The organism is Cellulophaga sp. 3_MG-2023 (assembly GCF_030546975.1).
Classification (GTDB): Bacteria; Bacteroidota; Bacteroidia; order Flavobacteriales; family Flavobacteriaceae; genus Cellulophaga.
In genome coordinates, this window is the sequence record NZ_JAUOPS010000008.1 from 1 (window position 1) to 13148 (window position 13148).

11 protein-coding genes and 1 rRNA gene are annotated in these 13148 nt (G+C 31.9%); 1 reads left to right on the top strand and 11 read right to left on the bottom strand.

From position 1 onward, the window contains the following. Positions 1–129 precede the first annotated feature (129 nt). A 5S ribosomal RNA gene (gene rrf, locus Q4487_RS15370) occupies positions 130–239 on the top strand. Between the two features lie 174 nt (positions 240–413). Here rrf and Q4487_RS15375 read toward each other — a convergent pair. The 11 genes from Q4487_RS15375 to fbaA form a co-directional block, all read right to left on the bottom strand. After that, positions 414–1130: a hypothetical protein gene (locus Q4487_RS15375; protein ID WP_303571901.1), complete on the bottom strand. Its 717-nt coding sequence runs from the start codon at positions 1128–1130 to the stop codon at positions 414–416. Between the two features lie 273 nt (positions 1131–1403). Next, positions 1404–2267 (bottom strand): RNA polymerase sigma factor RpoD/SigA, encoded by an 864-nt coding sequence (locus Q4487_RS15380; protein ID WP_013620242.1) that lies wholly within the window; start codon positions 2265–2267, stop codon positions 1404–1406. A gap of 235 nt (positions 2268–2502) precedes the next feature. Then, the gene (locus tag Q4487_RS15385) at positions 2503–3936 is read right to left on the bottom strand and encodes a glycosyltransferase family 2 protein (protein WP_100895013.1); all 1434 of its coding nucleotides are present in this window, start codon (positions 3934–3936) and stop codon (positions 2503–2505) included. A 241-nt stretch (positions 3937–4177) separates the two neighbouring features. Then, entirely contained in the window at positions 4178–5377 is a 1200-nt protein-coding gene (locus Q4487_RS15390; RefSeq protein WP_303545577.1) for a glutamate-5-semialdehyde dehydrogenase, read from the bottom strand. A gap of 10 nt (positions 5378–5387) precedes the next feature. Beyond that, complete coding sequence (gene proB / locus Q4487_RS15395) at positions 5388–6158, bottom strand: glutamate 5-kinase (protein WP_303545574.1); 771 nt, start codon at positions 6156–6158, stop codon at positions 5388–5390. A 2-nt stretch (positions 6159–6160) separates the two neighbouring features. Further along, positions 6161–6967: a pyrroline-5-carboxylate reductase gene (proC, locus tag Q4487_RS15400; protein WP_303545571.1), complete on the bottom strand. Its 807-nt coding sequence runs from the start codon at positions 6965–6967 to the stop codon at positions 6161–6163. A gap of 324 nt (positions 6968–7291) precedes the next feature. Beyond that, the gene (locus Q4487_RS15405; RefSeq protein WP_303545568.1) at positions 7292–7999 is read right to left on the bottom strand and encodes a VWA domain-containing protein; all 708 of its coding nucleotides are present in this window, start codon (positions 7997–7999) and stop codon (positions 7292–7294) included. 154 nt (positions 8000–8153) lie between these two features. Then, positions 8154–10400 (bottom strand): polyribonucleotide nucleotidyltransferase, encoded by a 2247-nt coding sequence (locus Q4487_RS15410; protein WP_303545565.1) that lies wholly within the window; start codon positions 10398–10400, stop codon positions 8154–8156. Between the two features lie 220 nt (positions 10401–10620). Further along, positions 10621–10890, bottom strand: coding sequence for a 30S ribosomal protein S15 (gene rpsO / locus Q4487_RS15415; protein ID WP_072305038.1), 270 nt, complete (start codon positions 10888–10890; stop codon positions 10621–10623). A 260-nt stretch (positions 10891–11150) separates the two neighbouring features. Then, the gene (gene accD / locus Q4487_RS15420) at positions 11151–12029 is read right to left on the bottom strand and encodes an acetyl-CoA carboxylase, carboxyltransferase subunit beta (RefSeq protein WP_100895019.1); all 879 of its coding nucleotides are present in this window, start codon (positions 12027–12029) and stop codon (positions 11151–11153) included. Between the two features lie 32 nt (positions 12030–12061). Beyond that, on the bottom strand, positions 12062–13129 hold the full coding sequence (gene fbaA, locus Q4487_RS15425; RefSeq protein WP_100895020.1) for a class II fructose-bisphosphate aldolase: 1068 nt from the start codon (positions 13127–13129) through the stop codon (positions 12062–12064). Positions 13130–13148: the final 19 nt, after the last annotated feature.

A 13148-nucleotide genomic window follows, 5' to 3' on the forward strand; every position in this document is an offset into this window, starting at 1 on the left:
GTATTTATATTCTTCGTGTGCCCTTTCCAAGGCGCACACTGTCCCAATTATGTTAACGATATTTGTTAGTTACTTTAAAACTAGCTGTTGAGTGTAATACCTATAGTGTATTACAATTAACAAACAATTTAAGGTGGCCATGGCGATGAGGCTCACCCCTTTCCATTCCGAACAGGGAAGTTAAGCTCATCTGCGCCGATGGTACTGCCACTAGGTGGGAGAGTAGGCCGTCGCCTTTTTTTTGAGAAGCCCTTATTTAACGATAAGGGCTTTTTTTATACCCTAAAATCAAAGATTATAAATTATAAACTGCTTTGTATGTGCTATACAAACAATACTTTATAGCAAGCAGTAATAAGATTATACTAAACACAATAAAAGTCCTAGAAGCTAACTTCTAGGACTTTTATTGTTTATATGGGGTTGTAGTGAGTAATATCTAAGTTATCACTTAAAAGAGCTACAAAACCGTAGTGTAGTTTGTCTTGGGGAGTAGTTAGTGCGCCATCTTTGTTTATATCGACTAAAGTATTAAAATAAAGGCGCTGTTTATTTAATGTGAATTTATATTGATGTACAATATCTTTAGTAGTTAATGATAGACGTTTAAAATTACTACCGTCTATATAACTTATATATAGAGTAGCTTCATCTTTATGATCTATTTGCTTGTCATAATTGGTGTCTGTATCTGTAATAGAATAGAGTAGAATTTCTTTATTTGTTTCGTTATAAATATCTCTTAAAAAGGTTATACTGGTAATTTTTATATCTTTTGATGATAACGCAATTAATTTGTTTGTGTTTAATGCTTCAAACTTTAAATTAACGATGTTACCGTTGATTACATCACCATACTGACTAATTCCTTGATTAATGATATTATTGTTCTTGTATGAGCTTCTGTTTATATATTTTTCTGAATCTTTATCAATAGAAATAATTGGATGTATTAGTATTTGAGTTGTTATTGAATCTATCTGAAATGGTAAGTCAGCTATTTTTTTATTTTCAGAATTAATAATTTCTTGTTGATTGCTTTTTAGTTCTGTTTGCTTTTCTTTGACCCTCTTGTCACAAGAGGATATTAAAAGTGTAAGCATTAATGTTGAAGTGATGATCTTTTTCATAAGTTGTGAGTTAAATTTTGATAAACTTAAATCAAACTATAGAAAATAAAAATAGGGAATGAGTAAACGATGCGTTTTGTTTAGTTAACTCTATGTTAGGTATATAAATTGAAAAACTCCGGTAATCAGCCGGAGTTCATTCATCAATCAAAAAACGAACAGTCATGATAAACTGTTGTTACAGTTCACAAATTACAATTTTTATACCAAAAAGACAACTACTGTTGTTATGTGTTGTTAAAAAAATGATTTGCGCTTCTAAACCGTTATGGTTTATCCAAGATATGTTTTTAATATTTTGCTTCTAGAAGTATGTTTAAGCCTCCTAATAGCTTTTTCTTTAATTTGTCTTACTCTTTCTCGAGTTAAATCAAAAGTCTCTCCTATTTCTTCTAAAGTCATAGAGTGTTGCTCTGCTAAACCAAAGTATAAACGTATAACGTCTGCTTCTCTTGGTGTTAGTGTTTCTAATGCTCTTTCTATTTCTGTACGTAGAGATTCAATTAATAACTCTCTATCTGGATTAGGAGACTCGCCACTGCGCAATACATCATATAAGTTAGAATCTTCACCATCAATTAATGGAGCATCCATTGATACGTGGCGACCAGAATTTTTTAAAGACTGCTTTACATCTTCAATAGTCATATCTAATTCCTTAGCTATCTCTTCAGCAGATGGCTTGCGCTCATGTGCTTGTTCTAAGAAAGCAAAAGTTTTATTAATCTTATTTATAGATCCAATTTTATTTAATGGTAAACGTACAATACGAGATTGCTCTGCTAATGCTTGTAATATAGATTGACGAATCCACCATACAGCATAAGAGATAAATTTAAATCCACGAGTTTCATCAAAACGTTGTGCAGCTTTAATAAGACCTAAATTACCTTCATTAATTAAATCTGGTAACGTTAAACCTTGATTTTGGTATTGCTTAGCAACAGAAACTACGAACCTAAGGTTTGCTTTAGTTAATTTTTCTAAGGCTACTTGGTCTCCCGCTTTAATACGCTGTGCTAATTCTACTTCTTCATCGGCAGTAATTAAGTCTACTTTACCAATTTCCTGTAAATATTTATCTAGCGATGCGGTTTCCCTGTTGGTAACCTGTTTTGTAATTTTAAGCTGTCTCATTTAATATATAATTTACGCGCAACCAAAGGGCTGCATATACTTATACGTAGAAAAACAAGAAATGTTACATTTTGGTAATGTTAATTTTATCTTTTTCTTATTAATTCGTCGAAATAAACACTTTAACCTTATAAAATGTCTACTTTTTTTTCTAATGTGTTAATATTCAGATATAAAAAAAGTAGATATATGATGTATATATCTACTTTTAAAAATTATTTTTAGTCTTTTAAAACTATTTTTTTTCTGCTAATCCACGAGTTAGCCAACCTCTTCTACTTGCTGTTGCTATTGCATAAGGAGTAATCCAGAATAAGCCAAACGTGTATAAAATACTATATGTATAAGCCCATAAAGATTCTTGTGGCTTGTACTTGTTAGAATAAAATATAACAGAGAAAGTAGATAAAATTAGTATGCTAAATAACGTAGAGCTTAAAAATAATAGTGGGTGCGTTGCTACAAAGAATAACATAAATATTAAAAATGGGTAGCTCATTATTATTTTTATAGATTGATTTAAAAACAACAATCTAGAACCAGCTTTAGATTCTTTTCTGAAGTTTGTAAATACATATTTAGCCATTTCTATGTTTTCACGTACATTACTTCTTCCCCATCTAATAAACATTTTGTAAAGTCCTTTGTATTTTTCTGGCACGTTAGTGTATGCATTTGCGTTTCTTTGAAAAAGTACGTGGTTACCTTCTTTTAAAATCATATTTGTCATAGCTCTATCTTCTCCAATATCCGATGGTTTTCCCATAAAAGTTTGGTTAATCCACTTTGGTAATATTTTAAAAACAGCAGAACTACGGTAAGCAGCCAATGCTCCTGGCGTACATAAAACAGAATTTAATGTGCTTTCTGCAGAACGTACAAACTCAAAACTTAAAACAAAACTAACATCTAACATTTTTGGTATTAGTGCTTTAGCTTTATTTAATACTCTAATGTTACCTGCAACAGCACCTACTTTATCATTAACAACAAATGGGCTAACTAAATTACGTAGTGTATCTGCGTCTACTATAGAATCACTATCTACAGTAACAAAAACATCTCCTGTACCTATATTAAAACCACGATATAAAGCGTGTCTTTTTCCTTTATTTTCTGGTTGTTGGTATATTTCTACACTATCACCTAACCTTTGTTTTGCTTTTTGCATCCAATCCCAAGTGTCATCTGCACTACCATCATCAATAGAAATTAACTGTAGTTTTTGTTTAGGGAAATCACTATTTATTAAGCTAACTAAAGTATCATACACCTGTTTACCTTCATTATAAGCAGGAACTATAACTGTAACTGTTGGTAATTTATCATCAGAAACAGACTCAATAGGTTTATATTTAAAATATCTGTAAAGCACAAATAAGAAAAAAGCAACTTTAAAAACCAATAGGGTAGTGGCAATGCCCATAAATATTAATCCAAAAGTAGAATTTGTTCTGTCTTGGTTAAATTGAAGGAAATCGTTTTGAAAAGTTACCATATAGTAAATAGACCCCAGTAATAATAAAAATGTAGTAGTTAATACTAATATGGCCAATGAATTATTTTCTTTTGAAGCACTTACTTTTTCGTCTACAGATGTTTTAAAATCCTGAAAAATAGTAGCAGTCTTTTGATATGAAGTTTTTAATAGCATAGGTATAGTGTTCATAATTATTATAGTTTATTAACTCTGTTCTCTCTTAGTTTTACGAACGCAATGCCATTTTAGATTTTTCTATTTTTTTATTTATGAATATCTTAAGAAAAAGATTGTATTTGACTTTAAAATGTTAAAGACTTGTTAAAGAATAAGGAATTTGATATTGTTTTATTTTTGTAAAAGCAAAAAAGAGACTGTTTCTAATATTAGAAATAGTCTCTTTTTATTGAGGTAAACCTATGTTTTATGCCTATTCTCTTATGTGTCCGTCTCCAAAGACATAATATTTATTAGTTACCAATTGTTTTAATCCAAGCGGTCCTCTATGGTGTAATTTATCAGTACTAATTGCAAGCTCAGCACCAACACCCATTTGTCCGCCATCTGTAAATCTGGTTGATGCATTATGGTATACAGCTGCACTGTCTACTTGTTGCATAAATGTATCTGCTTTTTCTTTGTCCTCAGTTAAAATAGCAGCAGAGTGACCGCCAGAGTAAGTATTAATTTTTTTTATAGCATCATCTAAATTGGCAACCTCACCAATAAGAATTTTTAATGATAAAAATTCTTGAGACCAAGTACTATTTTTTTTAATCTCTTGGTTATTGGGTATTATTTTAGACGTTTTATTATCTGTTATAATACTAACATTTAATTGATCTAATACTTGTTCTAACTCTTTAATTTTAGCCTCGTAATTAGTAATGTTTTTATTAATTAACACTTTATCTAATGCGTTACAACCAGATATTTTATCAGTTTTTGCGTTTACAATTACATTTATTGCTTTAGTCCAGTTTGCATCTTCAGCAACATATAAAAAGTTATTACCACGACCACTTACTAAAACAGCGCAACTAGCATGTTCTTTTACAAATTTTATTAAACGTTCGCCTCCTCTAGGCACAATTAAATCTAGCTTTTCAGGAGGGTTCTTTAAAAAATCTTGTGTTTCTTCTCTTTTTAAGTGTAAAAGCTTAATCCAGTCTGTAGATACATTATTTTCTTCTAATGCTTTATGCCAACACTTTTCTAGTATGTTGTTACTGTATAGGGCTTCTTTACCTCCTTTTAATAAAATTTTATTATTTGCTTTAAAAGCTAAAACTGCAGCCTCTATTGTAACATCTGGTCTAGATTCATAAATAATAAGTATAGTGCCAAATGGGGCTGTTTTGTTGGTAACTACTAATCCACTATCTAAAGTTAGGCTAGATATTTCTTGATTAACAGGGTCTTCTTGGTTTTTTACTTCCGTAATAGCTTTAATCATTCCGTCTATTTTGCTATTGTTAACTATTAAACGGTCTAAAAGTGCTTGATCTTCTTTGTTGAAAGCTTCAATATCTTTTTTATTCTCTTCTAGAATTTTTTCTCTGTCATTATCAATAATTTTAATCATTGACTCTAGAACGTCATTTTTTATTTTGGAGCTTAATAATTTCATATTTTTTATTTTAATGAATAAATTTTGTTCCTATTTTTTTGTTATCAATAATATCTACAATAACATTTTGTTTTTTACCATTTGCTATGTAAGTAGGAATCTCTTTTTTAGCGGTGCTTTTAGCTATTTTTAATTTTGAAGCCATACCACCACGACCTTCCCCTTCTTTTTTTCCACTTGCTTTAACATATTGTTCTACATCTTGGTCATGTGTAACTTGGCTAATTTTTTTAGAGTTTTTATCATCTGGGTGTCCAGTATACAAACCATCTGTATCTGATAAAATAATAAGTCTATCAGCATCTATTAACTCGGCAACTAAGCTTGCTAATTCATCATTGTCAGAAAACATAGACATTGTTACAGAAACAGCATCATCTTCATTGGCAATTGGTATTATGCCTTCAGACAGTAAACCTTCATAACAATTAATCATATTGTCCCTATGTATTCCTAAATCAAAATCTCTTTTAGTTGCTAATACCTGTGCACATCGCATACCGTAATCACTAAAAAGACTGTAATAGTGCCTCATTAATCTTGGTTGACCAACAGAAGAGTACACTTGTCTTCTTGTAGATTTGTCTGTGATATTAGTTTCCCCTAATATTTCTTTTCCTGCAATTGCAGATCCAGATGATACCAACACAACCATGATATCTCTTTCATATAAAACAGAGATTTGGCGTACAAGTTCTTTTAAAATTGGCCCTAAAATTCTATTGTCTTTATTTGTAAGTACATTAGTACCTACTTTTACAACTACTCTTTTTACTTCCATTTTTATTTTTCTTTACCCATTTCTATGGCTCTATTAAATGCGGCGTAAGCAGCATCTTGTATAAGCTGTTTTACATTGTTGTCTTCCATAGAGTCTATTGCAGCTTGGGTTGTGCCACCTTTAGAAGCAACACGATCTATCCATTTTTTAGGTGATATGTCATTTTGGTTAAATAGTTCTATAGCGCCTTCAAAAGTGCTACTCACAAGAACTTTAGAATCATAGTCTGAGAATCCCATTTTTAAAGCAGCCTCTAACATAGATTGCATAAAATAAAATACATAGGCAGGTCCGCTACCAGAAATACCTGTAGAAGCATCTATAAAATTTTCTGTTTTAACGTGAATTGATGTTCCGGTAGTGTCTAACAAATTACGAACCATTAATAGTTCTATTTTAGAAACATCTTTAGATTCTGTGTACGATGTAACCCCTTTGCCAACTTGTGCTGGTAAATTAGGCATTGTACGTATTACTTTGGTTACAGCTAACCTCTCTTGAATAGATTGTATAGTAACCCCAGCCATTAAGGATACAATTATTTGCTGATTGTTAAGCATAGTTTTCATTTTAGCAAACAAATCATCACTATGAAAAGGCTTTACAGCAATAAAAATTAAATCAGATTGTGGCAAACAATCTTCTAGGCTTTTAAAAACATTAAATGCTGGATTTTCTCTAAGGGTTTCAATTTTTTTTGGATCGGTGTCGTAAATTCTAAGTTTGTGTTTGTTTAAAAGTGGAGATTTAGACATACCTTCTGAGTATGTTAATCCCATATTACCTGCACCAATTACTAATACTTTCATTTTGTGTATATATTGTTTTATATACACTTAATGGCACAAGGACTATGCGAGAGTCCAGATAACAAAATCTAATTTTAAGGAATCATTAATCTGTTAATGATATACATTTAGATTGTGATGTTGTTAATTGATATGCAAAATGTTTGAAATATTTTAAATTTGAAGTTTAATTTTTATGATTTAGAGGTGACAGACTGTCGCGTAAAAATGACTGTTTTGAATAAAAAATGACTGTTTTATATAAAAAAAGCCTTAAAATATTAATTTTAAGGCTTTTTTTGAGTTTTTTTGACTTGTGTAGCAAACGCTATTTTTTGCTTATACTTACATTTTAGAGGTGATTGAAACACCATTGTTTTCTTGAGCTAAAGTCCTCATAAAATTTAAGTCTGCATCTTCACCAAAAGCAATAGTATGTATAATAATATTGTTAGTATTTACTTTTCTAATTTCTTCTAATACAGATTCTGGCCCGCTGTTAGGTAAGCCGTCACTCATTAAAACAATTTCTTGTACGTCTGCTGTAGATAATGCTTCTAGTAAACCTTCTAGCGTATTGGTGCCTCCGTTAGCTTTTAAATTTTGAACAAAAATGTTTGATGATGTTCTAGAAGTGTTACTTGCAACCCTAAATCCTGTAGCTTGTTTTGTAACATCATTATTAAAAGTAAAAACAACAAATTTTTTGCCATCTGGTAAACCTTTAATAGCAGGTATTAATTTGCGTTTTACAGCGCCTAATTTTGTAGCTTCTTTGGTTACTTGCTTACCTAGTAAATTTCCAATTTTACCACCAATAACTTTACTCACCTGATTGCCTGCTTTGTTGCCAGCTTCTCTCATTACTTGATCTTTTATAGAGCCTTCATCTATACCTTCCATACTTCCAGATACATCTATAAGATACAAGGTGTTAAGGTTAGAGGTTTCAATTCCAAAAAAGTCATTAGATTTTTTAGCAACGTAACAAGACTGTAATAGTGTACAGGTAATTAGTAGTGTTAATGCGGCTAGTGTTCTTCTTGTTTTCATTTTATGCTATTTTATATTGATAAGCTAAAGTACTATTATTTTGTGTTTGTAACTTTAAAAGTATAAGTTTTAAATGCTATTTGGAAAATTTAGGATAAAAAAAGCCCAACAAATTTAAATTGTTGGGCTTTTGTTATTTTGAGAAAACTAAAAATTAATCTTCTTTTTTATCTTCTCTAGGTTTGCGATCGTCACGACGATTGTCACGTCCACGATTATCTCTACCTCTGTTGTCATTACGTCCTTTATTTTCTCTAGGAGCTCTTTCTACATAACCTTCTGGTTTAGGTAATAAAGCTTTTCTAGATACTTTTTCTTTACGTGTTCTTGGGTCTACACCAAAGTATTTTACATCAAAAACGTCACCCATATTTACAACATCAGTAACATTTTCTGTACGCTCCCAAGCTAATTCAGATACGTGTAATAAAACTTCATTTCCTGGAGCCTCTGTATATTCTACAACAGCACCAAAATCTAACATTTTAATTACTTTTACTTCGTATACACTACCTTTTTCTGGCTTAAACAGTAAAGAGTCAATTTTAGCTAAAACAGCATCAATACCATCTTGTCCTGTACCTAAAATTTCTACAACACCTTCTTCAGTAACAGGATCTTCATTGATAACAATAGTTGTACCTGTTTCTTTTTGAAGCTCTTGAATAACTTTACCACCTGGACCAATTAATGCACCAATAAATTCGTTAGGAATTCTTCTAGTGATCATTTTTGGTGAGTGAGACTTAACATCTCCAGCAGGAGCAGAAATAGTATCTGTTAATTTTCCTAAGATATGTAAACGACCATCACGAGCTTGTTTTAAAGCGTTTACAAGAATTTCATAAGAAAGACCTTTTACTTTAATATCCATTTGGCAAGCAGTAATACCGTCTGCAGTACCAGTAACTTTAAAGTCCATATCTCCTAAGTGATCTTCATCACCTAAAATATCAGATAATACAGCGTATTTACCTGTTTCTGCATCAGAAATTAATCCCATAGCAATACCAGAAACCGGCTTTTTAAGTTGTACGCCTGCATCCATTAATGCCATTGTACCAGCACAAACAGTTGCCATAGAAGAAGAACCGTTAGATTCTAATACTTCAGATACTACACGTACAGTGTAAGGACAATCTGCAGGAACCATATTTTTTAAAGCACGTTGTGCTAAATTACCGTGACCAACCTCACGACGAGAAGTACCTCTTAAAGGACGTGCCTCACCAGTTGAGAAAGGAGGGAAGTTGTAATGTAAATAGAAACGCTCTTCACCTTCGTAAGATGGCATATCTATTTGGTTTGCTTCTCTAGATGTACCTAAAGTAACTGTTGCTAATGCTTGAGTTTCTCCACGTGTAAAAATAGAAGAACCGTGGGTAGATGGTAGGTAGTCTACCTCACACCAGATTGGTCTAATTTCATCAGTCTTACGACCATCTAAACGTAAACCTTCATCTAAAGTTAAGTTACGTATTGCAGCTTTTTCTGCCTTAGCATAATATTTAGATACCAAGCCACCGTAATCTGCTAATTCTTCTTCAGAAAAAGTAGCTTTAATTTCTTCTTTAATTTCGCCAAAAGCAGTAGTTCTCTCGTGTTTAGAAGAACCAGCCTTAGCTACAGCATATACTTTGTCATATGCCATATCATGAATTTTCTTTACTAAATCATCATCAGATCTTTCAGCATCATATTCACGTGTATCTTTTTTACCAAATGCCTCAGCTAATTTTACTTGAGCTGCACATTGTGCTTTAATAGCTTCATGAGCAAATTTAATAGCTTCTGCCATTTCTTCTTCAGAAATTTCTAGCATTTCACCTTCTACCATCATTACAGAGTCAGCAGAAGCACCAATCATCATATCAATGTCAGATTCTTCTAATTGAGCTCTAGTTGGGTTAATGATAAACTCACCATTAATACGACCAACTCTTGCTTCAGAAATAGGAGTTTCAAAAGGAACATCTGATAACTGAATAGCAGCAGAAGCAGCTAAACCAGCCATAGCGTCTGGCATTACATTTTCGTCATGAGACATTAACTGTATCATAACTTGAGTTTCTGCATGGTAATCTTTTGGGAAAAGTGGACGTAAAACACGGTCTACTAAACGCATAGTTAAAACTTCACCATCACTAGGTCTTGCTTCTCTTTTAAAGAAACCTCCTGGGTAACGACCTGCAGAAGCAAACTTTTCACGGTAATCTACCGTTAAAGGAAGAAAATCTACATCACTTTGTTTGTAGTTAGATACTAATGTACACAGTAACATACAATTTCCAGATTGAACAACAACAGAACCGTGGGCCTGTTTTGCTAATTTTCCGGTTTCAATAGAAATTTCTCTACCGTCCCCAAGGTCTATGACCTCTTTAAATACTTTTGGAATCATAAATTTTTTTTAAAGCCTTATATTTTATTTAAGGCTTGTTAAACAATGGTCTTACGTCTTGTTAGACGAGGTGTTGTGTTGTTGTGTTGACCAATGAAAAACTATAAATAAGCTTTTAGTTTGCCTTATACTACTACAAGGTCTTTTAAATTTTAGCTAAGATAATTATTATAAATTAGCTGGTATAAAAAAAGGGAAAGCAATGCTTTCCCTTGATGTATTATTTTCTAATACCTAATTCTGCAATAATTGCACGGTAACGTACAATATCTTTTTTGATTAAGTAATCTAGAAGACTTCTTCTTTTACCTACCAATTTAACTAGAGAACGCTCAGTGTTGTAATCTTTGTGATTTCTTCTTAAGTGACCAGTTAAGTGGTTAATTCTGTGTGTAAACAAAGCAATTTGTGCTTCTGCAGTACCAGAATCTTTTTCGTTTTTACCGTGTTTCTTAAAGATTTCGGTTTTTACTTCTTTTGTTAAATACATTCCAATATTTGTTTAATGATTTTTATGTATATGACTGAATCTCAATCAAGCCGCAAATGTACAATTTATTTGTGAGACTTTTATTCTTGAAGAAAATATTTTTTAAACTTTAATAAAGGCATTAATTTTATAAACCATTATAAAGTTTACTAACTACTTTTTTAAGTATTACACAGTTTTAAAAAAATAATCCTTGCTTATATAAACTATTAATAGCGTCTAGAAGCAAGGATTAAAGTATTGTAAAAATCTATTTTGACTTAAGCAGAAATAGGTTTTTGTTTACGAACAGGGTTGTTTTGTATCAAATCTAGATAAAGATTTATTTTTTGTTTTAAATCTCTTCTATGTGTAATAAAATCTAAAAATCCGTGCTCTTTTAAAAATTCTGCAGACTGAAAACCTTCTGGAAGGTCTTTACCTGTAGTATCTTTTACAATTCTAGGACCTGCAAAACCAATTAAGGCTCCAGGCTCAGATATATTAATATCACCTAACATTGCATAAGATGCTGTAGTACCACCAGTTGTTGGGTCTGTACATAAAGAAATGTATGGCAAATTAGCCTCTGCTAATTGCGCTAACTTAACAGATGTTTTTGCAAGTTGCATAAGAGACAATGCAGCCTCCATCATACGTGCTCCTCCAGATTTTGAAATCATCATAAAAGGAACCTTCTTTTTTATAGCAAAATCTATAGCTCTTGCTATTTTTTCACCAACAACGCTTCCCATAGAGCCACCAATAAAGCTAAAATCCATACAAGCAATAACAATATCACTACCATTAGATTTACCTATTGCAGTTCTAACAGCGTCTTGTAGCCCTGTTTTTTTCTCGGCTGCTTTTAAGCGATCTACATACTTCTTAGTATCTTCAAACTTTAAAGGGTCTTTAGATGATAGTTTTTCGTCTAATTCTTTAAACTTATTATCATCAAAAAGTATTTCAAAATATTCCTTACTTCCTATTCTTACGTGGTAGTCATCTTCTGGACTAACGTAAAAATTCTTTGCTAAAACTTCAGATTCAACAATTTTACCTGTTGGAGATTTATACCACAATCCTTTAGGAGTGTCTTTTTTCTCTTCTGTAGCTGTTTGTATTCCTTTTTCTTTTCTTTTAAACCAAGCCGACATAAAATAATATTAAATTAAGTGGGGATCTTTTATTATAATGTATTTACATTATTAAGATCCTCAAATGCTTTCTTTAAACGTGTACTAAACGTTTTCTCTCCTTCACGAAGCCAAACTCTTGGATCGTAAAACTTTTTATTAGGTACATCTGCACCATCTGGGTTTCCTATTTGTGCTTGTAAATAGTCTTTTTTACCCAATACATAATCTCTAACACCTTCTAAAAATGCGTATTGTAAATCTGTATCAATATTCATTTTTATTACTCCGTAACCAATTGCTTCTCTAATTTCTTCTAATGTAGAACCAGATCCTCCGTGAAAAACAAAATCAATATGGTTTTCTTCTACATTGTACTTTTTAGTGATATACTCCTGTGAATTTAATAAAATTTTTGGGGTTAATTTTACATTACCTGGCTTATACACACCGTGTACATTACCAAATGCAGCAGCAATTGTAAATTTAGGGCTTACTTTAGATAGTTCTTCGTAAGCATAAGCAACTTCTTCTGGTTGTGTGTATAGTTTAGAATCATCTACATCAGAATTATCTACACCATCTTCTTCTCCACCAGTAATACCTAATTCAATTTCTAAAGTCATATCCATTTTTGCCATTCTAGCAAGATACTCTTTACAAATTTCTATGTTTTCTTCAATTGGCTCTTCAGATAAATCTATCATATGAGAACTAAATAAAGATTTTCCTGTTTCTTTATAATGTGCTTCACTAGCATCTAATAAACCATCTATCCAAGGTAATAGTTTTTTAGCACAGTGGTCTGTGTGCAAAATAACAGTAGCACCGTAAACTTTTGCTAATTCATGCACGTGTTTTGCACCTGCAACTGCACCAGCAATAGCTGCTTTTTGGTCTTCATTAGATAACCCTTTACCAGCGTTAAATTGAGCACCTCCGTTAGAGAATTGAATAATTACAGGAGCGTTTAAGCTTGCTGCTGTTTCCATAACACTATTAATTGTGTCAGATCCAATTACATTAACTGCAGGTAAGGCAAAGCCTTTTTCTTTTGCGTAGTTAAAAATTTCTTGTACTTGGTCGCCTGTAGCAACTCCAGGTTTAATGTTGTGAGCCATACTTTATGTGTTGGTATTT